The organism is Xanthobacter wiegelii, assembly GCF_043193855.2.
GTDB lineage: Bacteria > Pseudomonadota > Alphaproteobacteria > Rhizobiales > Xanthobacteraceae > Xanthobacter > Xanthobacter flavus_A.
In genome coordinates, this window is record NZ_CM195529.1 from 3458881 (window position 1) to 3482066 (window position 23186).

The following is a 23186-nucleotide window of genomic DNA, read 5'->3' on the forward strand; positions in this document are numbered from 1 at the left end:
TCCCGATGCGTGGCGGGTGGCTTGAAGGAGCCGCGCCGGGGCGTCAAGCAAACTCGCCGTGGGCCGGCCCGCTTGCCGCTTCTGCACATAGGTGCTTCAACGCGGCATTGAATACGGACGCCGATGCACGAAACCGAGATCCCTCCGCTCTGGCTGAAGAGCGCGTCCACCGCGATGGGCGGGACGGGCTTCGCCTTGCCCGCCGTGCTGCGGCTGCGCGCCCGGCGCGGGGCGCTCGCCATCGTGCTGGCGGGCGCGGGCGCGGACGGCCCCCTCTCCATCGCGTTCGATGCGGGGACAGGCGCGGGCGAGACCTTGCTGCCCGGCGTGCCCACCGTGGCGCTGGTGCCGGCGGGGGCGACGCGCATCGCCGTCGCGGGCGCGCCGCCGGGCTTCCGGCTCGGCTATTATCCGGTCCACAAGGTGGCGCTGAAGCTGCACGCCTTCGCCAATGGCCGGTTTGAAAATCTCGGCCTGCCGCGCCGCTGGAAGGCGGCCGGCGTCGCCGCCCGCACCCTGCGCGGGGCGCTTCATGCCCTCGTCTCCGCCGCGCCCGCGCGCCGGCAGGCCGAAGCGGCGCGCTACCGCGCCTTCCGCACCCGATTCGTCGGCGATTTCGCCGAGGTGGCCGCGCCCGGCGCCGCCCCCCGGCTGAGCCTGCTGACCGATGGCGGCAGCGCGAGCCCGGCCGATCTTGCCGCCTGCGCCGCCGCCCTCGCCGTGCAGACCGACCGGAATTTCGAGTGGGTGGTGGCCCTTCCCTCCAATGCGCCGCCCGCGCTCGCAGAGGCCGCCACCGGCGCGCGCGTGGTGACGGCCGAAGGCGGCCCCGCCGCGCGCCTCGCCGCCGCGCTCACCGCCACCGAGGGCGGGCTGGTGCTGTTTCTCGACGCCGCAGCCCGCCCTACCCGCGATGCGGTGGCGCTGATCCGCGATGCCTTCGCGCAGCATCCCGACTGCGCCCTCGCCTCCGCCGACGAGGAGCGGCTGGACGACGAGGGCGCGCCGCTCCATGCCGTCTACCACCCCGCCTTCAACCGGCACCTCATGGAGGCGTCGGGCTATCTCAGGCGCTTCGCCGCCCTCCCCCGCGCCGATGCGCTGCGCCTCGGCCTCGATCCCGCCGCCGGCGCCGCCGCCGTGTTCGACCTGCTGCTGCGCCATGCTTCGGCGCTGCCCGAAAGCAGCATCCGCCATGTGCCGCGCGTTGCGGTGGGGCTGAAGGGCCACCCGCCCGGCTTCGCGCCGGAGGAGATCGAACAGGCCGCCGATGCGCTGGCGCGGCTGCGCGGCGTGGAGGTCGAAACCATCGGCCGCCACCTGCGGCCGCTCTATCCCACGCCCGCGCCGGCCCCGCTCGTCTCCATCGTCGTGCCCACCCGCGACCGGGCGGCGCTGCTCTCCGTGGCGCTGCGCTCGCTCATCGCAGTCACGAGCTATCGCGCGTTCGAGATCATCATCGTGGACAACGGCTCGGTGGAGCCCGCGACCTTCGCGCTGTTCGACGAGATCAAGGCCCTGTGGCCGGCGACACGGGTGGTGCGGGACGACGGCGACTTCAACTTCCCCCGCATCTGCAACCTCGGCGTCGATGCGGCGCAAGGCGACATGATCCTCCTCCTCAACAACGACGTGGAGGTGATCGAGGCGGGCTGGCTCGGCGAGATGGTGGCCCTCGCATCCCTCCCCGGCGCGGGCGTCGTGGGGGCGAAGCTGCTGTTTCCGGACCGCACCATCCAGCACGCGGGCGTCATCGCCGGGCTGTTCCGCTATGCCGACCACTGGTTTGCCCACAGCCCCGCGGATGCGCCGGGCTATGAGGATCGCCTCCTCGTGCGGCAGAACCTCTCGGCCGTCACCGCCGCCTGCCTGCTCATCCGCCGCGACGTGTGGGACGCCATCGGCCCGCTGGACGCCGAGCGTTTCGCCGAGGATTGCAACGACATCGATTTGTGCCTGAGGGCGCGGCGGGCGGGCTATGACGTGGTGTGGACGCCCTTCGCCACCCTCCTCCACTACGAATCCGCCTCCCGCGGCAAGAAGCGCTCGCGCGAGCACCGGGCGCGCCTGAAAGCGCAGCGGGCGCGGATGGAGGCCATCTGGCACACGTCCACGCTGGTGGACCCGCACTACAGCCCCAACCTCGACCGCAAGAGCCTGTTCGCCGCGCAGGCCGAGGCGCCGGAAGGCCCGCGCGGGCCGCGCACGGGCGAGGTCTAGGGGCTGCGGCGAAAGGCCGGGAGCGAGTGACCGGAGAGCGGGCCGTCATCCCCCGGTTCATCCGGGGGATCCACGGGGTGGCCGGGCCGGCTTTCCGTTATCGCACACTGCTCCAGCGGCGGGGTGGATGCCCCGGACGAGCCGGGGCATGACGGTGCAAAGGGATGACTTGCGCCAATAAAAAGGCCGGCCCCAGCGGGACCGGCCTGTTTCGTATCTTTGAAACTGCCAGCGCGATCAGAGATCGACGCCGCGCTTCTTCATCTCGGCGCGCACGCGCTCCATGGCCTGGGCGTTGATCTGCGCGCCCCACGCCTGGATGCCCTGCACCGCCTCCTGCACGATCACCGGACGGTCCTGCACCAGCTTGATGCCGGTGGGGCTGCGGAAGAAGGCGATGGCTTCCTTCAGCTCGGTCTCGGTGAAGCGGGTGGCGTAGGAGGTGGCGAGGATGTCGATGACCTCGGCCTGACGCTTCTCGAACTCCGGCCGCACCAGCACCGCCACTTCGCGCAGCTGCTTGGCGAGGTCGGGGTTGGTCTGGAGGAAGGAGAGGGCCGCGCCGTCCACGATGTTCGGGATCACGCCCTCGAAGGCCCGGCTTTCACCGTTGGCGGTCACCAGGTCGCGGGCGAGCTGGAGCAGCGCCGGCGAAGGCTTGGCCGCGGGCGCGGCGGCCGGGGCCGCCGGACGGGTCTGGGCGCCGGCCACCGGCGCGAGAAGCGCGGCGGCCGGAACCGACAGCGCCGCGGCGAGGAACATCTGCCGGGCGAGGCGGCCGGAAAGGGGATGACGCATGAAAATCTCCGGAAAGGGGAAAGCTAGAAGCTGCCGGGCTCCAGCTCGGTGATGCCGTCCTTGCCGGCGAGCACGGCGCGCCGGGCGAGGCCGATGAACAGTCCGTGCTCGACGACACCGGCCACCTGCGCAACCGCTGCGGCAAGCGCGGCGGGGTCGGGGATGCGGCCGAGATGGGCGTCGAGGATCAGGTGCCCCTGATCGGTGACGAAAGGATGACCGTCGCCGTCGCGGCGTACGGTGATGTCGCCGGCGCAGCCGGCGCTGCGGATGGCCTCCGCCACCTGCCGGGTGATGGCGTTAACGCCGAAATCCACCACCTCGATGGGCAGCGGGAAGCGGCCGAGCATCTCCACCTTCTTCGAGGCATCGGCGATGACGATCATCTCGCGGGCGGCGCTGGCGACGATCTTCTCGCGCAGCAGCGCGCCGCCGCCGCCCTTGATGAGGGCGAGGCCGGGGCCGATCTCGTCCGCGCCGTCGATGCACAAATCGAGCGGGCCGGCCTCGTCCAGCGTCGCGATCGGCACGCCGAGGGACACCGCCTGCGCCAGGGTCTGCTCAGAAGTGGGGACGCAGAGCACGGTGAGGCCGCCGTGGACCTTCTCGGCCAGAAGCTCGACGAAATGCCGGGCCGTGGAGCCGGTGCCGAGGCCGAGGCGCATGCCGTCGGTCACATAGGTGAGGGCGTGGGCGGCGGCGCGGCGCTTCAGGTCTTCGGCGTGGACCATTGTGTTTCCTGCCTCGATGTCCTTGAAACGTCGGCGCGACCCGGCCCGGATGGGCCACGCCGCGACGGCGCTTCTGTTCTGGCGGAACGGCGGGACCGCCCTGCTCCGGCTCTAGCCCCGATCGGGCCGCCGGACAAGCCGGCGCGACGCCCCACCGGGTGCCCTAGCGGGCCGCCGGGGTGCAGACGAGGCTCGAATCCGTTCCGCCGGCCGCGCGCGCCGTCTCGCGCACGTAGCAGATGCTCATCTCGCCGGTGTCGCGGTTGACGCGGAAGATGCCGGTTTCCCCTTCGTAGCGGGTGGGCACCAGCGCGTAATTGCCCGCCTTCTGCGCCCCCGCCCCCTCGCCCTGCGCGAAGCAGAAGGTGACGCCCACGCCGGCCGCGTTCGGCCGCTCGAACTGGCAGACGTTCATCTCCCCGGTCTGGCGGTTGATGCCGTAGACCCGGTTGGCCTGCGCGGAGGGCGGCGCGGCGAAGTCGAAGCCGGCTCCCCCCGGCGCGGCGGCGGGCTGGGCAACGGCGCCGCCGATGCCGCCGAGACCGGCGGCGAGGGCCACCGCGAGCAGCATCGCCGGAGTGCGGCGCGCCGCGCGCGCGTTGCGAAGGGGAGTGGTCCGCATTCATGCCTCCTGGAAAGCCCACACGCCACGGCTTGGGCGCGGCCGTGAACTGCGCGCCGGGGCCGCAGCCCTCGAATCCCCGCGACGCTGGCGCGAAAAAGCGGCAGGATTTAAGGCAGAAGGCGAGGATATGCTCCTTGCCGACCCTTTCCCCGCTGCCGGCGCCAGCGCCCGGAAGGGGCGGCCAACCGATCCCGGCGGCCATCGTCTGCCCCCGATACCGCCACGCTGAAGGACCGCGCCATGACCTTGACCGCACAGCCCCGTCCCCTCGTCGCCTTCGATCTCGACGGGACGCTGGTGGACACCGCGCCCGACCTGCTGGACGCCCTCGACCTCGTGCTCTCCGCCCACAGGATCCCCCCCGTGGACCGCGCCGAGGCGCGCAACATGATCGGCGGCGGGGCCCGGCTCCTCATCGTGCGGGCGCTGAAGAGCGAGGGCATCGACCTGCCGGACGAGGAGATCGCCGCCATGACGCAGCGCTTCATCGCCCATTATGCCGAGAACATCGCCGTGGGTTCCCGCCCCTTTCCCGGCCTTCTGGAGGCGCTGGACCGGCTGGAGGCGAAGGGCGTGGCCCTCGCGGTGTGCACCAACAAGCTGGAGCACCTCGCCCGCCTGCTGCTCGACGCGCTGGAGCTGACGCCGCGCTTCGCCGTCATCACGGGGGCCGACACCTATCCCCGCTCCAAGCCGGATCCCCTCCCCCTCATCTCCACCATCTCGGCGGCGGGGGCGGACGTGGCGCGCTCCATCATGGTGGGCGACAGCATCACCGACGTGCTGACCGCCCGCGCCACCGGCGTGCCCGTGGTGGCCGTCTCCTTCGGCTATACGGAGACGCCCCCCGGCGAACTCGGCGCCGACCTTCTGATCCACCATTTCGACCAGCTGGAAGAGGCCGTGGACGCCTTGCTGGCCAAGGCTTCGGCATAAGTTCCGGCCCGGCGTCGGCGCGGGCGTCGGCCCGAATGATCCACAGGCAGGCGCGGCCCTCGTCGCGTCCGCCCTTGACAGGGGAGGCCCTGCGGCTCTAAACGGCCCTCCTCGCAATGGCGCGGGCGATTAGCTCAGCGGGAGAGCACTCCCTTCACACGGGAGGGGTCGCAGGTTCAATCCCTGCATCGCCCACCATTCCGCGCCGGCGAGACTTCTCAAATTTTCTTTTATCCGAACCGGCGCCACGCAGTCCGCGCAGCGCCCGCCCCCCGTCACTGGCAGGCGCACTCGTAATTCTTCGCGGCCACTTCCTTGCCGCCATATCCCACCCAGCAGGCGCTGGCCCATTTGGGCTTCAGATTGTAGCCGGGGCGGTAGCCGTTCATGTTGGTGGCGCAGATGTAGAATTTTTCCTGCGTCGCCTGGTTGCCGGCCGTGTGCACGCCGGAATAGAGCGCGGTGAGGCGGGCGGCGCTGCAGACCTGATCGCAGGAGCCCCCGTTCGCCGGCTTCCATTGGATGTCGGCCGCGACGCCGAGCGTGGCAGACAGCATCGGCGCGGCGAGCGAGGCCGCGACACCAAGAGCCTTCAGGATTTTCATCAGTCCCCCAGATGGATCGGCCCTGCCCTCCCGCAGGGAGGCCGGCATATTCCACCAGGCTTGGCCGTGGGCAATCGATTGGCCGTTGAGGCCAATAAAAAACCCCGCCGGTCGCCCGGCGGGGTTTTCGGGTTGGGGACGTGCGGCGCCCTATTCGGCCGCGCGCATGTTCAGCCGGGCCTCGGCGAGGCTGGTGAGCTTGGCGTCGGCGGCCTTCTCCTCCTCCAGGTTGCGCTGGAGCACGGAGGCGCAGTCGTTGCGGCCGAGCTGCTTGGCCCAAGCGATGAGGGTGCCGTAGCGGGTGATCTCGTAATGCTCCACCGCCTGCGCGGCGGCCGCGAGCGCGGCGTCCAGCACCTCCGGATCGGCGACCTCGGAGGCGACGTCCTCGGCCTCCTCGATGATGCCGTCGATGGCCTGGCACTTCACCGTCTTGGCCTCGACGCCGTGCATGCGGAAGACTTCCTCAAGCCGCTTCACATGCCCCTCGGTCTCGCCGAGATGGCTCTGGAACGCCTGGCGGAGGGTGGAATTCTGCGCCTTCTCGATCATGGTCGGCAGCGCCTTCAGGATGCGCTTCTCCGCATAATAGATGTCGCGCAGGGTGTGGACGAACAGGTCGTCCATGGAATGGATATCCTTGGAGAAAAGGCCCATGTGGCACCTCCGGAAGAAACGGGAAGGAGAAAGGGGCGCGGCCCGAAGGCCGTGCCCCGCTGGCGCGCTGTCAGCTCTGGCCGCCCTTGCGGCCTGCCTCGGAGGCGAGATCGTGGTCCTGCGAGAAGGACCGCTTCTCGTCCGGCACGCTCTGGCCGCCCTTGCGGCCCGCCTCGGAGGCGCGCTCGCGATCCTGGGCGAAGTTGCCGGAGCCGCCCTGCTGGCCGCGGTTGCCGGCGTCCTGCTGGGTCTGCTGGCGGTTGTCGCCACCCGGCTGACCGCCCTGCTGGCGGTTCTGGGCGCTCTGCTCGCCGCCCTTGCGACCGGCCTCGGAGGCGCGCTCGCGATCATTCTCGAAGTTTCCGGATCCGCCCTGCTGACGATTGTTCATCGGTTCGTATCCTCTCTTGTGCCCCCGCTCAGAGAACGGGAGGCAGGGAGGATGGTTCCGGCGCAGAGCATTACAAAACCGAAGCAATCATGGCCGGAATGTGCAGGCTTTGGCCTGTCTGAAAGCCTTACGCAAAGTAATCAATTTCGTATACCGTGAGGCTTGGTCGACGATATCTTGACCTGAACCGTACTGCGGCCAAGCTCAACTGGTCCGCCCATAATGAAAATGCCCGGCAAAGGGCCGGGCATCACGCGACATCAGGAAACGGCGAAGGTTCAGCCCCCACCCTGCCTCAGTTATCCTCGGCGGGGCTCACGTCGTCGATGGCGAGGTTGGTGCAGGAGAGGCTGCCGTCGGGCTCGTCGAACGCGGTCTGGGTCAGGAAGCTGCACCGGGTGCCTTCGGCAGCGGCGATGTAGGAGACGAGGCGGTGGCTGATGGCCGCCACCTGCGAGGAATCATCCGCCGGCTTGAAGGCGGCATCGGCCGGCGCCTGCGGGCCGGATTTCTTCGCCACCTTGAGATCGGTGACGACGGGCACCAGCGACACCGACGCGGCGGTGTCGGCCGGCGTCACCACCGGCTGGAGCAGAACGGTGAACTGGTCCCAGGTGCCCTTGGCGAGGCGGCTCGCCTCGGATTCGGCGGAGACGGTGGCCTTGTAGGCCGGCCCCGCCTCGCCCGGCACCACGGTGCCGGTGCTCTTGAACTTGCGCGAGCCCGTGCCGCCTTCGGGCGCCGCGCCGGAGAGGAGGCGCGCCAGCATGGCGTCGCCATAGGCCTTGAGCTTCGCCTCGGAGACCTTGTCGGCGTCCATCAGCTTGGCGCGCGGCACGGCGGCGAACGCCATCTCCCCGCACACGGAGGGCAGCGTGACGGTGGCCACCAGCGGCACCTTGCGCAGGTCCTGGGCGATCTTCGCCTCCGCGCCCAGCGGCACGGCCACGTCCACCGAAACGTCGTCGTCGTCGCGGGCGGCGAGGCGCAGGCGGCTCCAGTAGTCCTTCATCTTCACCGTCGCGGTGCCGCCCTGCTGGGGCGTGACCACGAGATCGATCTCGGCGAGCCCGGCGGGCGCGACCGGCGTGCGGGCGAGGTCGGCGGCCTTGAGGCTCACGGCGAGGCCGCCGGTGACGAGGCCGCACCAATTGTCCTCGTCATGCTGGAGCACCAGCGCCGGCTCGGAGAAGCCGGCCTCGGGCCGGAACACCGTGACCGCCGTGAGGCCGGGGACGGACGCCGTCTCCTCATAGATGTGATGCAGGCCGCGCTGGTTCTCGGTGAAGGCGAGGGCGTAGCTGTCATCCCCCTGCCCGATGGTGAGCTTCAGCGCGCCGTTGGCCAGCGTGCCGGACACCGGCAGCGGCGCGCGGGCATCGCCCGCCGGCGGCGCGAGGGTGCCGGTGACCTTGCCGGCGCCATCCACATCGAGCGTCGCGATCGCCGCCCGGTACGGCTTGAAGAAGGGCAGCCCCAGCACCATGAACCGCTCCGAGGCGGCGCTCGCCGCCGTGGGCGCGATCAAGGCGGGCACGAGCGCGAGGGCCGAGAGGACGGATAGAACCGTCCGGCGGTGGGCGGTGCGTGTCACGGTGCGCATTCCGTCGCCTCTCTTTGCGATGCAGGTCTTTGCGATGCAGGTCTTCGATTCGGGCGGTGCTGTGCAAGCTGATCTATAGCACCGCCCCATGGCGCCCCAAAGGCGGGGGGGGCTCATCAGGATCAGGACAAGTCAGCGCGCTGCTCCATTTTGCACTGTCATCCCCCGGCTCGTCCGGGGGATCCACGGTTTGGCTGGGTCCGCTTTCGGTTTTGAGGCACCGAGCAAATGGAGGTGTGGATGCCCCGGACAAACCGGGGCATGACGGCTGGGAGACGGGGCACGTCCGCGCCTCGCTTCGGACTGCCCTCCCCCTTAAGCCCGCGCCCCCGCAATGCTAAAGCGGGCCGGACACCCTCGCTCCGGAACCCGCCCCATGACCATCCCCGCCCCCACCGACCGTGAGGTCCGCCGCATCCTCACCCCCGATGGCGTCGGCATCGCCAGCGCCGCCTTCGGGCCGGCCGACGGGGCGCCGGTGGTGTTCATCCACGGCTTCTCGCAATCCGGCCTGTGCTGGAACCGGCAGACGGCGAGCCCGGCGCTGGCCGGCCATCGGCTCGTGACCTACGACTTTCGCGGCCATGGCGCCTCCGACCGGCCGTCCGATCCCGCCGCCTACCAGTCGGCGGAAATCTGGGCCGGGGAGCTCGATGCGGTCATCCGCGGCTGGGGGCTGGAGCGGCCGGTGCTGGTGGGCTGGTCCTATGCCGGGCGCATCATCTGCGACTATCTGGCGGTGAAAGGCACGGCTGGCATCGGCGGCATCGTCTTCGTCGATGCCGTGACCGCCAACGAACGGCGCTTCTACGGCAGCTGCAACCGGCTGATGCGCCTGATGTGCAGCACGGACGTGGAAGAGAACATCGCCGCCACCCGCACCTTCCTGCGCCGCTGCTTCGCCGCCCCCATCGCGCAGCCGCTGTTCGAGCAATTGCTGGCGGTGAACATGATGGTGCCGCCCGAAGTGCGCGTCGCCCTGTTCGGCCGGACGGCCGACTATGAGGGCCTGCTGAAGCGCCTCGACGTGCCGGTGCTGGTGGCGCAGGGCGCGCTGGACGAGGTGGTGGCCCCGGCCATGGCGGAGCATATCGCCGCGACCGTTCCGGGCGCCCGGCTGGACCTCTACGCCGGCATCGGCCACGCCCCCTTCATCGAGGCGGCTGATCGCTTCAACGCCGCGCTCGCGGCCTTTGCCGCCGCGAAGTGAGGGATTTCCAGAACGGTAGCATGATAGCTGGACGAAGCTTCACACTCCCGTGGGCCGGGAACCATGTCGCCACAAAGCGGTTGCAGTCTTGTCCGTTTTGTGGCGACAAAGCGGTATTGCCGACGTATCCGGGCGTGCTCGATGGTCGTTCGCGCTCCGGCCCATCCGAGACGCAGAGCCATGATGAAGCTGAAATCGCTTGTTTTCGCGGCCGTCGCCGCGCTGGTGGCGACAGGCTCGGCCAAGGCCGATGATCGCTACGACATCTTCAATTTCAACAAGTTCTTCGGCGGCGGGAATGTCGGCGTGGTGGGCGGCTCCTCGCCCATCGGCCGGCAGATGGTCTCCATCGATCCGAAATATGCGCCCGGCAACATCGTCGTGAACACGTCGGAGCGGCGCCTTTATTTCGTGACCTCCCGTGGCCAGGCCATCCGCTACGGCATCGGCGTCGGCCGCGACGGCTTCCGCTGGTCGGGCGTGAAGACGGTGAGCGCCAAGAAGGAATGGCCCTCCTGGACGCCCCCGGCCCAGATGCTGCGGCGCCGGCCCGACCTGCCCCGCTACATGCCCGGCGGCCTCGACAACCCGCTCGGCGCCCGCGCCATGTATCTCGGCTCAAGCCTCTACCGCATCCACGGCTCCAACGAGCCGGAGACCATCGGGCAGGCGGTGTCGTCCGGCTGCTTCCGCATGACCAATGACGACGTGATCGACCTCTACAATCGCGTGCGCGTGGGCGCGACCGTCTACGTCCTGCGCTGAGCGCGCGCCACAAAAAGGCTCAACGAAAAAGGCCCGGCCGTCTTGCGACGACCGGGCCTTTTCTTGTCAACGCCTGGACCTTTAGCCCTGCTCTGCGTGGCCCCTGAACCGCGACCGGCGCCGAGCGGGTTCGCTCAGGCACGGCGCGGCATCCAAAGGCGGCTTGGCCAAAAGCTGGTGAGCAAGCTCACGCGCCTTCGGCTTCAAGCACTCAGAGAGCGGCGAGGTTCGCAGCCTTGCTCTTGCCGCGGTTGTCCGCGACGACGTCGAACGAGACCTTCTGGCCATCGTTCAGGCTGTACATGCCAGAACGCTCCACGTCGGAGATGTGGACGAACACGTCGGGTCCACCCTCATCCTGAACGATGAAGCCGAAACCCTTCTGGGCGTTGAAAAACTTTACGGTACCCGTGGCCATGGAGGCCTCCTGTAGAAACGCTCTCCGGGGGTTCCCCGAAGGCGCCGATCGTCCCGGCGACGCGCAACACACGAAGGTCGCGGCGCAACGGGACGCAGTTCAGGACAGGTTCGTACTTGGGGAAGGCTTTTGCGTCGCGGCCCGAAGGAAACGAAGAAGAGGCCGTCGACGAACTTGTCCGCTCGGCTCGCCCCTCCGCACATCCATGAAATGGAAAGCGGAGGAACGAACACCCCGTGCCATGGACCGATCTGCTCAGGCGGGATCGGAGTACATCCGTCCGTCTCCCGGAAGCGTCTGCGCTCAAAAGCGCGCCGCATCCATCGGCTGGGGTTGATGGGAAGATAGGGATCAATCGCGGCGGTTCAAGGGCGGGAGGCCAAGTTTTTCATCTGCCGCTCCCGAACCATTTCCGAACCACTCCCGAACCCACCCGATACCGGGGGTGAACGCCCCCCGGCAAGGTGGTGAAACACACCCGAACCGGAGCCGGATTATTTCGGCGCCGCCGCCTTCGCCACGAAGGTGCCGTCGAAGGTCTTGGCGAGGTCGATCTTCGCGGCTTTCAGCTCGGAATCAAACTCCACCAACATGTTAAGGGCATTCTTCATGCCCCGCTCGGGGATCAGGCCGGTGCGCGAATAGATCGGCAGGGAGTTCTTGACCGCGTTGAGGTACAAGGCCTTGTCCCCAAGCAGATATTCCTCCGGCACCACCGCCGCCACGTCCTCGGGGGTGGCGGTCTTAAGCCATTGAAGGGCCTTGTAAAAAGCATTCACCAGCTTCTGCGTGGTGACCGGATTCTGCTCCACGAAGTCGCGTTTCATATAGAGCACGGCGGCCGGATTCTCGCCGCCGAAGATCTTGTCGTTTCCAGCTTCCGTCCGGCTGTCCGCCAGAATAATGACGTCTCCGTCATCCACCAGCTTGGTAATCACGGGGTCGAGATTGGACATGGCATCGATCTCGCCGCGCTTCATCTGCGCCACGGCAGAAGCTCCGCCGCCGACACCGACGTAGGAGGCATCATCCGGCTTCAGGCCATCTTTCGCCATCAGGAAATTGACGAAGAAATTCGTGGAGGACCCCGGCGCCGTCACACCGATCTTCGCGCCCTTGAGGTCCTTTACCGACTTGATCGGCCGGTCCTTCCGCGCCACCAGCACGATGCCTGGGAAGCGACCCAATTCGATAACGGAAACAATGTCCTGGCCCTTGGCCTGCATGCGGATGGTGTGCTCGTAGGCCCCCGTCACCACATCGATCGACCCGCCGATAAGGGCTTGCAAAGACTTGGCTCCGCCGCCGAAATCATTGATGGCGACATCCAGCCCCTCGTCCTTGAAGAAGCCCTTCCGCTCGGCGATCGTCAGCGGCAGATAATACAGCAGTGGCTTGCCGCCGACCCCGAGCGTGAGCTTCGGCTTCTCGATCTTGGTGGCCTGTTGCGCGACGGCCGGAGTGGCGATAGCGAGCGCGAGCACGGCCGCTGCGAGCTTGAGCATCCTCATGATTTTCCTCCCGTTTTTCTTTAGGCCTGCGTCGCCGGCGCGGGGCGCCAGACGAGGAGGCGGTTCTCGATGGCGCTCACCACCGTGTCGATGATGATGACGAAGATGGCCAGCACCAGCATGCCCGAGAACACGCCGGTGACATCGAACACCCCTTCCGCCTGATGGATGCGATAGCCCAGCCCCGCCGCCGACCCGAGATATTCCCCCACCACCGCACCAACCAGCGCAAAGCCAACGGCGGTATGGAGCGAGGAGAACATCCAGGTCAGCGCGGAGGGCCAGAACACGTTCCGCATCAGCTGGCGCTCGCTCATGCCCAGCATGCGGGCGTTGGCGAGCAGCGTCGGGCTGACCTCCTTAACGCCTTGGTAAACATTGAAAAAAACAATGAAGAAGACCAGCGTCACCCCCAGTGCCACCTTGGACCAGATGCCGAGCCCCAGCCACAGGGCGAAGATCGGCGCCAGCACCACGCGCGGCAGGGCATTGGCCATCTTCACATAGGGATCGAACACCGCTGCGATCAGCGCCTTGCGGGCAAACCAGAAGCCCACCAGCACCCCGCCAAGGGCGCCGATGGCGAAGGCGAGCAGGGTTTCAAGGAGCGTGATGCCAAGGTGATACCAGATCACCCCCGTGTAGAAGTCCTTGAAAGTGCGCTCGAAAACGGCCATCGGCGTGGAGAAGAAGAAGGGGTCCAGCGGGTAGAAGGGCTTCGGCGAAAGCGCCGGTATCGAGACCTTCACCGTGGAGCCGAAATGCCAGATGGCGATCAGCACCACCGCCACCAGCACCTGAAGGGCGAAAAGGACGAAGCGGTTGCGCATGGTTCAGCTCGCGACCTCGGACTGGCGATACCCCTTCACCACCTCGTCCTTCAGCGCCGCCCAGATCTCGCGGTGAAGGTGGTGGAAGGCGGGCTCCAGCCGCACGTCGATGTCGCGGGGGCGGGGTATGGGCACCCGCCATTGGCCGATGATGCGCGAGGCCGGCCCGGCACCCATGATCACCACACGATCGGCCAGCGAGATGGCCTCCTCCAGATCATGGGTCACGAACATCACCGCCTTGCGGTCCTGGCTCCATAGGTCGAGCAGCAGGTTGCCCATGATCTGGCGGGTCTGGGCATCGAGCGGACCGAACGGCTCGTCCATGAGCAGGATCTTGGGATCGCGGATGAGCACCTGGGCGAGACCCACGCGCTTCCTCTGTCCGCCGGACAATTGGTGCGGATAGCGATCCGCGAAGGCCGCGAGCCCCACTCGGGCCAGCCACTTGCGGGCGCGGCTGCGCGCCTCTTCGGTGTCGGTGCCGGCGACCTCAAGGCCGATGGCCACGTTGTCGAGCGCGGTCTTCCAGGGAAACAGGGCCTCGGCCTGGAAGAGATAGCCCGCCGCGCGATTGAGGCCGGCAAGCGGGGTCCCGTGGATTGTGACCGTGCCGGAGGCCGGCTTCAGGAGGCCGGCCGTTGCGTTGAGAAGGGTGGACTTGCCGCAGCCGGTGGGGCCGACGATGGCGACGAACTCACCATCCGCGACTTCGAGATCGACACCCTGCACGGCCACAAAGGGCGAGGCGGCGCGGCTGGCGCCCGGGAAGGCGATGGTGATGTCGCGCAGCCCGACCGCGCATGCCTGAGCCATGCGGCCTCCCTGGACCACGCTGAAGGGTTGCACCACTGAACGTCTCCCGATCCCGCCCGCGCGTCCGGTTGGCCCGGATCAAGCGGACAAGGTAGCCGAGGGCGCGCGGGAGGCAAGGGCGGAGGCGTGAGGTCGGGCGCCCCCTCACCCCGGCCGGGAAAAGGTCAGGATCTCCCGCTTGCCGGCGTGGTTGGCCGGGCCGACGATGCCCTCGTTCTCCATGCGCTCCATGAGGGAAGCAGCCTTGTTGTAGCCCACCTGCAGCCGGCGCTGGATGTAGGAGGTTGAGGCCTTGCGGTCACGCATGACGATGGCCACGGCCTGCTCGTAAAGGTCACCGCCGGCGTCCGCGATGCCGGAGCGGTCGAACACCGCCTCGTCGTCGTCCTCGGCCACGGCGTCCTCGTCCAGCACCACCTCGTCGATATAGTCCGGGCCGCCCTGGGCCTTGAGGAAGGCGACGACCTTCTCCACCTCGCCGTCGGAGACGAAGGGGCCGTGGACGCGGCTGATGCGACCGCCGCCGGCCATGAACAGCATGTCGCCCTGGCCCAGCAGCGTCTCCGCCCCCATCTCGCCGAGGATGGTGCGGCTGTCGATCTTGCTGGTCACCTGGAAGGAGATGCGGGTGGGGAAATTGGCCTTGATGGTGCCGGTGATGACATCCACGGAAGGCCGCTGCGTCGCCATCACGAGATGAATGCCGGCGGCGCGGGCCATCTGGGCGAGGCGCTGGATGGCGCCCTCGATCTCCTTGCCCGCCACCATCATCAGGTCGGCCATCTCGTCCACGATGACGACGATGTAGGGCAGCGCGGTCAGGTCCATCTCCTGTTCCTCGAACAGGGCCTCCCCGGTCTCGCGATCGAACCCCACCTGAACGTTGCGGGTAATGATCTCGCCCCTGGCCGATGCCTCGCGGACGCGGGCGTTGTAGCCATCGATGTTGCGCACCGCGAGGCGGCTCATCTTGCGGTAGCGCTCCTCCATCTCCTTCACCGCCCACTTCAGCGCGATGATCGCCTTCTTGGGGTCGGTGACGACAGGCGTGAGCAGGTGCGGGATGCCCTCGTAGACGGAGAGCTCCAGCATCTTGGGGTCGATCATGATGAGCCGGCAGGCTTCCGGCGTGTGCCGGTAGAGCAGGCTCAGGATCATGGTGTTGATGGCCACCGACTTGCCCGATCCGGTGGTGCCGGCGACCAGCAGATGCGGCATCCGCGCCAGATCGGCAATCACCGGCACGCCGCCGATGGTCTTGCCCAGGCACAGGCCGAGCTTGGGATGGGCCTCGGCGAATTCGTGGCTCGCCAGAAGCTCGCGCAGCCACACGGTCTCGCGCCGCCGGTTGGGCAGCTCGATGCCGATGACGTTGCGCCCCTCCACCACCGCGACGCGGGCGGAGACCGCGCTCATGGAGCGGGCGATGTCCGGCGATAGGCCGATGACGCGGGAGGACTTCACCCCCGGCGCCGGCTCGAACTCATAGAGGGTGACGACCGGGCCGGGATTGGCGTCGATGATCTCGCCGCGCACGCCGAAATCGCGCAGCACCTGCTGGAGCATGGTTGACGACTGGTCGAGGAATTCCTCGGAAAGTTCATAGTCCGGCTCGACTACCGGCGGCTCGCGCAAGAGATCGAGGGGCGGGAGGAAATAGGGGCCGCTGTCCCCCTCCGCCACTGCGGGAACAGCCTCGGGCGGGAGGGTTGCAACGGACGGCACCGGAACAGGGGCGACGGCACCCGACGCTGCAGGCGCTGCTGCCGAGGCCGCGGGAGCGGACGTGGCAGCCGAATGCAGGGCGCCGAAGAACTGGGCGCTGATGCTCTGCTGGTAGGGCCGCCAGGACGCGAACGCTTCGCCCGACAGGATCGACCCGGCCGCGAGGGGTAGGGATTCATCCTCGGCTTCGGCCTCGTCCTGATCCTCGTCTTCGAGCACGGCGGTGTCTTCCGGCTCATCCTCGTCGAGTTCGGTGTCGAGTTCCTCGTCTTCCTCGTCCGTCAGGTCCGTTTCCTCGAAGGCATCGTCTGCGAGTTCGTCGTCTTCAAGTTCATCGTCCTCCAACTCCGAGGAGAGTGCCCCGTCGTCCTCGTCCAGTTCGTCGTCGTCCTCGGAAAGGTCGATCTCCTCTCCCTCCTCCTCGGCATCGTCCGTGTCGCCCTCCAGTTCAGCGACCTCATCGTCCTCGGAGTCTTCCTCCTCGGAGTCTTCCTCCTCGATCTCGTCGTCCTCGAGTTCATCCTCCTCGGAGGCGTCCGCCTCGGGAACCTCGTCTTCGTCGAAGTCGACAGCCTCCTCGGCGTCGGACAGGACCTCGAACGCCGGGTCCTCGCTCTCCACCAGGTCGTCTTCCACACCGGCCGTCTCTGCGGGCGCAGGATCGAGGTCCTGCTCCCCGGCCGGAGCGGGCGGGGTGGCGGCGCGGCCGAGGACGACGAGGCGGAGCAGGCTCCACAGGTGATCGGGGACGTCAGCCGTGTCGACCTCCGAAGCCGCCTCGGCCACAGCCTGTGGCGCGGTGTCGGCCTCAAGGAGCGCAGGCGCTGCCGTTTCGGTCAGGATCTCCTCGCCCGGGACTGTCTCCGCAAGCGCGACCTCGGAGGCCGGGGGCTCGCAAACCAGCGCAGTCGCTTCTTCCGCAACGGGCGGCAGGACGACGGGGGCCGCCGTCACCTCTTCCGGCACGGCGGCGGGCGCGGCGAAGGCGGTCTCCGTGGGGATATCCGCGAGCTTGGCGACGGGCTGTGCCAGCGGCTGGACCACGTCATCCGCCGGCTCGAACAGGAAGTGCCAGCCGCGGCTCGACCCCTGGGTCGTGACCGGGGTGGGCACCTGCGGCAGGACGGGCGGCATGCTCGGCAGCGGGGGCGCGCCCGGCTCGCGGGGCCGCAGCAGATGGTCCGGGGTGCGGGTGAAGCGGGTGTTGGCGTCGAGGGTGAAGGGCCGGAGCCAGCTCGGGACCAGTTCCAGGTCGATCCAGCTGTGGGTGGGCTCCGCAGTCTCGAAGGCGCCGTCATGGAGGCTCGGGTCGTATTCCGGAATCCGCTCGTAGAACGAGGGCAAGCCGCGTTCGGAACCAGAATCGGCCACGGGCGCTTCGAACGTTTCGTCAGGAGCGAACGAGGGGTACGCAAAAGGTCTGGGAGGACGGTTGAAGGAAGACATGGGAATCCGAAATCCGCAGCACCGGCGCCGTTTCGCAGACACTAGGGCGGGGGCGTTAAGGGGAGGTTTGCACCTCCAAATAACGGTTTCTGAATACCTTGCATGTGAATCATGGGGACAAGCCGACACGGCCTCCCCTCGCCTGAACCCGGTTCGGTCCAGCCCCCGCAACCCCTGCTGCCGGACCTCCATACGGTTGACATTCCGCGCTCCCGGAGTCCTTTTTAATGAGAACAAAATAGGAACATTGGTCTTCCTCCATGCACCCCCAGCAGGCTCCGCGCGAGGATCTGGCGGCCCTTCGCCGCCGCATCGTCGAAATGGAACGGCTGTCCGGACTTCCGGACGGGGCTGCCCGGCCGCGCCTGTCCCTGGGGGCCCCACTGGATGATGCCCTGGGCGGCGGCCTCGCCCGCGATGCGCTGCACGAGGCCTTCCCGGCGGAGAAGGGCAATGCCGCCGCCGTGCTCGGCTTCGCCCTCGCGCTCGCGGCCGGCACCCGCAAGCCGGTGCTGTGGGTGCGGCAGGATATGGCGGCGCTGGAGGGCGGCGACCTCTACGGCCCCGGTTGCGCCGCCTTCGGGCTTGATCCCTCCCGCCTGATCCTGGTGGCCGCCGCCGACGCCGCCGACACGCTGGGCGCCGCGGAGGAGGCCCTTGGCCACGGCGCGCTCGGGCTGGTGGTGGCGGAGCCTTGGGGATCCCCGCGCCTCATCGACCTCACCGCCACCCGCCGCCTCGCCTTGCGCAGCGAGCGCTCCGGCGTCCCCTCCCTCCTGCTGAGGCCGGGGGCGGACCCCGGCCCTTCCGCCGCCGCCACCCGCTGGCGGGTCGCCGCCGTCCCCTCCCGCGTGGCGGGGGACGTGCCGGCCTTCTGCCTCGGGCCGCCCGCCTTCGCGCTGGAGATCGAGCGCAACCGCCTCGGACCCACCGGCCGCTTCACCGTGGAATGGAATGCCCATGCCCGACGCTTCACCCCGGCGCCTCGCCGCGCTCTTCCTGCCGCGCCTGCCGACCGACCGGCTGCACCGCAGCCGGCGGGGACGTCGCATGTCGTCGGCTGGCGCCGCACCGGCTGACCTGCCGCTGGTCACGGTGGAGGTGAAGGCGAACGCCCGCCGCCTCGCCGCGGTGGACGCAGCCGCCGCCCGCCTCGGGCTTCATCCCGGCCTTACCCTCGCCGACGCGCAGGCCCGCGTGCCGCAGATGGAGGCGGTGGAGGCGGATGCGGCGGCGGATGCCGCGCTGCTTGCGGCCATCGCATCGTGGTGCGAGCGCTGGACGCCGTTCGTCGCCGTTTCCGGGCCGGACGGCATCGTGCTCGACATCACCGGCTGCGCCCATCTGTTCGGCGGCGAGGGGGCCATGCTGGCGGCCATGACCGAGCGGCTCGCCGCCACCGGACTGGCCGCCCAGGGCGCGGTGGCCGGGACCGCCCGGGCCGCCCTCGCCCTCGCCCGCTGGCGGCCGGGGCAGGTGGTGCGGGCGGGGGGCGAGCGGGAGGCCGTCGCGCCCCTGCCGGTGGAGGCCCTCGACCTCGATGCGGAGGTGGCGCGCAGCCTCGCCTATCTCGGTCTCGTGCGGATCGGCGACATCGCCGGCAAGCCCCGCGCGGCGCTGGCCGCCCGCTTCGGCAGCGCCCTTGTGGACCGGCTGGACGAGCTGTGCGGCGCGGCTTCGCCGCCCATCTCCCCGCTCAATCCCCTGCCCGTCTACGTGGCGGAGCGGCGCTTCGCCGAACCCATGGGCGATGAGGCGACCGCCCGCGCCGTGCTCGCCGACCTCGCCCGCGATCTCGCCGGTGTACTGGAGCGGCATGGCGAGGGCGGACGACGCTTCGAGGCCGCCTTCTTCCGCAGCGATGGCGCGGTGCGGCGGGTGGCGGCGGGCACGGCGGCGCCGCTCCGCGACGGCGCCCGCCTCGCCGGCCTGTTCCGCGAGCGGCTGGCCGCGCTGGCCGATCCACTCGATCCCGGCTTCGGCTATGACGTGATCCGCCTCTCGGTGACCGCAGCCGAGCCGCTGGCCGCCACCCAGTCCGGTTTCGGCGCCGAGCCGGCCGGCGCGGGGCTGGACCAGTTGGTGGACACCCTCTCCGCCCGGCTGGGTCCGCGCCGCGTCACCTGCCTTGCCGCGCAGGACAGCCATGTACCCGAGCGCGCCGCCGTGCGGATGCCGGCGCAGAAGGCCTGGCGCAGCCGGGACATGCTTGCTCATGATTGGGCCGAGCCGGCTGCCGCAGATGCGCCCCTTGCCCGCCCGCCGGCCCTCTTGCCCGTGCCCGAGCCGGTGGAAACGCTGGCCGAGGTGCCGGACGGCCCGCCCCTGCGGTTCCGCTGGCGGCGCGTGCTGCACGAGGTGGCGCGGGCCGAGGGGCCGGAGCGCATCGCCCCCGAATGGTGGACCGCCCTCGATGGCACCCGGCCGGGCCTGACGCGGGACTATTTCCGCGTGGAGGACACCGAAGGACGCCGCTTCTGGCTCTATCGCGAAGGCACCTACGGACGCGAGACGTCGGCGCCGCGCTGGTTCCTGCACGGCCTGTTCCCGTGAGCGGCCCCTTCTATGCGGAGCTGGCGGCGGCCTCGCATTTCTCCTTCCTGCGCGGGGCGAGCGCGCCGACCCATCTGGTGCGCACCGCCGTCGCCCTCGGCCTCGACGGGCTCGGCATCGCCGACCGCAACACGGTGGCGGGCGTGGTGCGGGCCTATAGCGCGCTGGAGGATCTGCGCAGTCTCGACGAGGATCTGGAGGCAGACGACCCCGAGGCGGAGGCAAAGCGCGCCGTCGCCGCCCGCGCCCGTGCCTTCCGGCTGGTGACGGGCGCGCGGCTCGTCTTCTGCGACGGCACGGCGGACATCATCGCCTATCCCTCCACCCGCGCCGGCTGGGCCCGGCTCTGCCGCCTGCTGACCACCGGCAACCGGCGGGCGAAGAAGGGCGACTGCCACCTGTCCCTTCCCGATCTCCTCGCCGATGCCCGCGACCTGATGCTCATCGTGCTGCCGGGTGAAGACGGGAACACTCTTCCACCTCTCCTCTCCCTCCTTGGCGAAGCGGCCGCCGGGGCAGTGTGGCTCGGCGTCGACATGCCCTTCTCCGGCGCCGACCGCCGCCGTCTCGCCGCGCTCAAAGCCGTCGCCCGCACTGCCGGCGTGCCGCTGCTGGCGGTGAACGAGGTGCTCTATGCGACGCCGCAGGAGCGGGACCTGCAGGACATCCTCACCTGCGTGCGCGAGGGCACAACCATCGCCGAGGCCGGACGACGGCTGATGGCGAACGCCGAGCGCCATCTTAAGCCCCCCACCGAGATGACCCGCCTGTTCCGCGATGCCCCGGAGGCGGTGGCGGAGAGCGCGGCATTCCTCGCCCGCATCGACTTCACTCTGAAGGAGCTGAAGTACGACTATCCCGAGGAGCCCGTGCCTCCCGGCTGGACGCCGCAGGCCTGGCTGGAGGAATTGACCTGGCGCTGCGCCGCCGTGCGCTATCCCGGTGGCCTCCCCGAGAAGGTGGAAAAGCTGCTGAAGGAGGAGCTGGCCCTCATTCGCCAGCTCGAATACGCGCCTTACTTTCTCACCATCCACGACATCGTGCGCTTCGCCGAGAGCCGGGGCATTCTCTGCCAGGGGCGCGGGTCGGCGGCCAATTCCGCCGTGTGCTACGTGCTCGGCATCACCGCCGTGGACCCCGCCGACAACGATCTCCTCTTCGCCCGCTTCATTTCCGCCGAGCGGCGCGAGCCGCCGGACATCGATGTCGATTTCGAGCACGAGCGGCGCGAGGAAGTGATCCAGCACATCTATGAGAAATACGGCCGCCACCGCGCCGGCATCGTCGCCACCGTCATCCACTACCGCCCGCGCAGCGCCATCCGCGACGTGGGCAAGGCTCTTGGGCTCACCGAGGACGTGACGGCGCGCCTCTCCTCTACCCAATGGGGCAGCTGGGGCCGGGACGTTTCAGACGCGCACATCCGCGAGGCGGGGCTCGACCCCTCAAATCCCTTCATCCGCCGCGCGGTGGAGCTGGCCGGCCGGCTGATGGGCGCGCCCCGCCACCTCTCCCAGCATGTGGGCGGCTTCGTCTTGGCCCGCGGCCGGCTCGACGACACCGTGCCCATCGGCAACGCCGCCATGGCGGACCGCACCTTCATCGAATGGGACAAGGACGACATCGACGTGCTCGGCCTGATGAAGGTGGATGTGCTGGCGCTCGGCATGCTCACCTGCATCCGCAAGGCGCTCGACCTGATGCGCGACCACGAGGGCATCGACTGGGGCCTCGCCGACGTGCCGCGCGAGCAACAGGACGTCTACGCCATGCTCCAGCGCGGGGATTCCATCGGCGTATTCCAGGTGGAAAGCCGGGCGCAGATCAACATGCTGCCGCGCCTCAGGCCGAAGGAATTCTACGATCTCGTCATCCAGGTCGCCATCGTGCGGCCGGGGCCGATCCAGGGCGACATGGTTCACCCCTATCTCAGGCGCCGCAACGGACTGGAGGCGGTGGACTACCCTTCCCCCGCCCCGGACTTCGGCGACAAGGACGAGCTTCGGGTGGTGCTGGGCAAGACCATGGGGGTGCCGCTGTTCCAGGAGCAGGCCATGAAGCTCGCCATGGTCGCCGCCTGCTTCTCCGACAAGGAGGCAAACCGCCTGCGCCGGGCCATGGCCACCTTCCGCAACCTCGGCACCATCCAGGAATTTGAAAGCATGATGGTGGAGCGCATGGTGGGGCGCGGCTACAAGCGCGACTTCGCTCAGCGCTGCTTTGAGCAGATCAAGGGCTTCGGCAGCTACGGCTTCCCCGAGAGCCATGCCGCCTCCTTCGCCAAGCTCGTGTACATCTCCTCCTTCATCAAGTGCCGCCACCCGGCGGCCTTCGCCTGCGCCCTGCTCAACGCCCAGCCCATGGGCTTCTACGCCCCGGCCCAGATCGTGCGCGACGCGCGCGAGCACGGCGTGGAGGTGCGGCCCGTGGACATCAATTTCAGCCATCAGGACAACACGCTGGAGCGACGGGAGGACGGCACGCTGGCCCTGCGCCTCGGCTTCCGGCAGGTGGACGGCTTCCATGCCGACTGGGGCGGGCGCCTCGCGGCGGCACGATCCGGGTCTTTCGCGAGCATCGAGGAATTGGCCCGCCGCGCCCGGCTGCCCACCCGCGCGGTAAAGCTGCTGGCCGATGCGGATGCCTTCCGCTCCATGGCCCTCGACCGGCGCGCCGCGCTCTGGCACGCCCGCCGCCTGCCGGATGACGACGCCCTCCCCCTGTTCGCCGCGGCGGACGCCCGCGAGCTGGGCGTGGAGGAAGCGGTAACGCTGCCGCGCATGGCGCGCTCGGAGCACATCGTCGCGGACTACCAGACCGTGCGCCTCTCCCTGAAGGGGCACCCCATGGGCGAGCTGCGCGACCATTTCCGCAAGGAGCGCATCCTCACCTGCGCCGAGACGGCCGCGCTGAAGGACGGCGCGTTCGCCCGCAATGCGGGCGTCGTGCTGGTGCGCCAGCGGCCGGGCAACGGCAAGGCCATCTTCATCACCATCGAGGATGAGACCGGCATCACCAACATCGTCCTATGGGAGCGCACGCTGGAGCGCTTCCGCCGCGAGGTGATGGGCGCGCGCCTGCTGCTGGTGGAAGGACGCATCCAGAAGAGCCCGGAGGGGGTCGTCCACCTCATGGCCCAGCGGCTTACCGACCGCACCGCCGACCTCACTTTGCTCTCCCGGGTGCGGCAGCCGCGCATGGAGGTGGCGCGGGCCGATGAGTTCGCCCACCCCCAGCATCCGCGCAAGCATCCGCGTGACGTAAGGGTACTGCCCAAGTCGCGGGACTTTCACTGATCGCCGCGCCGAAATTGCCGAAGAGGTATCCAGCAGCCCAAGTCCGTCGG

Annotated in this window: 19 protein-coding genes and 1 tRNA gene; 8 read left to right on the forward strand and 12 right to left on the reverse strand. The window is 69.1% G+C overall.

Annotated features, from left to right (window positions below):
- Positions 1–123: 123 nt before the first annotated feature.
- Positions 124–2220, forward strand: coding sequence for a glycosyltransferase family 2 protein (locus tag V5F63_RS16090; RefSeq protein WP_394100892.1), 2097 nt, complete (start codon positions 124–126; stop codon positions 2218–2220).
- A gap of 237 nt (positions 2221–2457) precedes the next feature.
- Here the strand turns inward: V5F63_RS16090 and V5F63_RS16095 are convergent, their stop codons facing one another.
- From V5F63_RS16095 to V5F63_RS16105, 3 genes are all read right to left on the reverse strand, one after another.
- Positions 2458–3018, reverse strand: a complete 561-nt coding sequence (locus tag V5F63_RS16095; protein ID WP_394100891.1) for a DUF2059 domain-containing protein — start codon at positions 3016–3018, stop codon at positions 2458–2460.
- Positions 3019–3041: 23 nt separating this feature from the next.
- Positions 3042–3749 (reverse strand): ribose-5-phosphate isomerase RpiA, encoded by a 708-nt coding sequence (gene rpiA / locus V5F63_RS16100; protein WP_209483823.1) that lies wholly within the window; start codon positions 3747–3749, stop codon positions 3042–3044.
- A 163-nt stretch (positions 3750–3912) separates the two neighbouring features.
- A complete protein-coding gene (locus V5F63_RS16105; protein ID WP_245327189.1) occupies positions 3913–4371 on the reverse strand; it encodes a hypothetical protein in 459 nt (152 codons plus the stop codon).
- A 249-nt stretch (positions 4372–4620) separates the two neighbouring features.
- Between V5F63_RS16105 and gph the strand changes: the two genes are divergently transcribed.
- Both gph and V5F63_RS16115 read left to right on the forward strand, forming a co-directional pair.
- Positions 4621–5310: a phosphoglycolate phosphatase gene (gene gph, locus V5F63_RS16110; protein WP_394028250.1), complete on the forward strand. Its 690-nt coding sequence runs from the start codon at positions 4621–4623 to the stop codon at positions 5308–5310.
- Positions 5311–5433: 123 nt separating this feature from the next.
- A tRNA-Val gene (locus tag V5F63_RS16115) sits at positions 5434–5508 on the forward strand.
- A gap of 77 nt (positions 5509–5585) precedes the next feature.
- Here V5F63_RS16115 and V5F63_RS16120 read toward each other — a convergent pair.
- From V5F63_RS16120 to V5F63_RS16135, 4 genes are all read right to left on the reverse strand, one after another.
- Positions 5586–5915, reverse strand: a complete 330-nt coding sequence (locus V5F63_RS16120) for a hypothetical protein (protein ID WP_394100890.1) — start codon at positions 5913–5915, stop codon at positions 5586–5588.
- 150 nt (positions 5916–6065) lie between these two features.
- Positions 6066–6572 (reverse strand): YciE/YciF ferroxidase family protein, encoded by a 507-nt coding sequence (locus V5F63_RS16125; RefSeq protein ID WP_394100889.1) that lies wholly within the window; start codon positions 6570–6572, stop codon positions 6066–6068.
- Between the two features lie 70 nt (positions 6573–6642).
- The gene (locus tag V5F63_RS16130; RefSeq protein WP_394100888.1) at positions 6643–6963 is read right to left on the reverse strand and encodes a con-10 family general stress protein; all 321 of its coding nucleotides are present in this window, start codon (positions 6961–6963) and stop codon (positions 6643–6645) included.
- Positions 6964–7258: 295 nt separating this feature from the next.
- Positions 7259–8566 carry a hypothetical protein gene (locus tag V5F63_RS16135; protein ID WP_209483971.1) on the reverse strand — a complete coding sequence of 436 codons (1308 nt, stop codon included), beginning with the start codon at positions 8564–8566 and terminating at the stop codon, positions 7259–7261.
- Positions 8567–8942: 376 nt separating this feature from the next.
- Here V5F63_RS16135 and V5F63_RS16140 point away from each other — a divergent pair, with 376 nt between their 5' ends.
- Both V5F63_RS16140 and V5F63_RS16145 read left to right on the forward strand, forming a co-directional pair.
- Entirely contained in the window at positions 8943–9776 is an 834-nt protein-coding gene (locus V5F63_RS16140) for an alpha/beta fold hydrolase (protein ID WP_394100887.1), read from the forward strand.
- A gap of 180 nt (positions 9777–9956) precedes the next feature.
- Positions 9957–10541, forward strand: coding sequence for a L,D-transpeptidase (locus V5F63_RS16145; RefSeq protein ID WP_209483975.1), 585 nt, complete (start codon positions 9957–9959; stop codon positions 10539–10541).
- Between the two features lie 211 nt (positions 10542–10752).
- Here the strand turns inward: V5F63_RS16145 and V5F63_RS16150 are convergent, their stop codons facing one another.
- The 5 genes from V5F63_RS16150 to V5F63_RS16170 form a co-directional block, all read right to left on the reverse strand.
- Complete coding sequence (locus tag V5F63_RS16150; RefSeq protein WP_209483978.1) at positions 10753–10959, reverse strand: cold-shock protein; 207 nt, start codon at positions 10957–10959, stop codon at positions 10753–10755.
- 494 nt (positions 10960–11453) lie between these two features.
- A complete protein-coding gene (locus V5F63_RS16155; RefSeq protein WP_394100886.1) occupies positions 11454–12470 on the reverse strand; it encodes an ABC transporter substrate-binding protein in 1017 nt (338 codons plus the stop codon).
- Between the two features lie 20 nt (positions 12471–12490).
- Positions 12491–13300 carry an ABC transporter permease gene (locus tag V5F63_RS16160; RefSeq protein WP_394100885.1) on the reverse strand — a complete coding sequence of 270 codons (810 nt, stop codon included), beginning with the start codon at positions 13298–13300 and terminating at the stop codon, positions 12491–12493.
- Between the two features lie 3 nt (positions 13301–13303).
- Positions 13304–14116 carry an ABC transporter ATP-binding protein gene (locus V5F63_RS16165; protein ID WP_394028151.1) on the reverse strand — a complete coding sequence of 271 codons (813 nt, stop codon included), beginning with the start codon at positions 14114–14116 and terminating at the stop codon, positions 13304–13306.
- Positions 14117–14260: 144 nt separating this feature from the next.
- Positions 14261–17212: a DNA translocase FtsK gene (locus V5F63_RS16170; protein WP_394100884.1), complete on the reverse strand. Its 2952-nt coding sequence runs from the start codon at positions 17210–17212 to the stop codon at positions 14261–14263.
- A gap of 335 nt (positions 17213–17547) precedes the next feature.
- Here V5F63_RS16170 and V5F63_RS16175 point away from each other — a divergent pair, with 335 nt between their 5' ends.
- Genes V5F63_RS16175 through V5F63_RS16185 form a run of 3 tightly spaced genes read left to right on the forward strand, consistent with a single transcriptional unit; the run spans position 17548 to position 23136 of the window.
- Complete coding sequence (locus tag V5F63_RS16175) at positions 17548–18366, forward strand: ImuA family protein (RefSeq protein WP_394100883.1); 819 nt, start codon at positions 17548–17550, stop codon at positions 18364–18366.
- Positions 18248–19840 (forward strand): Y-family DNA polymerase, encoded by a 1593-nt coding sequence (locus V5F63_RS16180; protein WP_394100882.1) that lies wholly within the window; start codon positions 18248–18250, stop codon positions 19838–19840. The genes V5F63_RS16175 and V5F63_RS16180 overlap by 119 nt, the downstream gene beginning before the upstream one ends.
- Positions 19837–23136 (forward strand): error-prone DNA polymerase, encoded by a 3300-nt coding sequence (locus tag V5F63_RS16185; protein ID WP_394100881.1) that lies wholly within the window; start codon positions 19837–19839, stop codon positions 23134–23136. Before V5F63_RS16180 ends, V5F63_RS16185 begins: the two co-directional genes overlap by 4 nt.
- Positions 23137–23186: the final 50 nt, after the last annotated feature.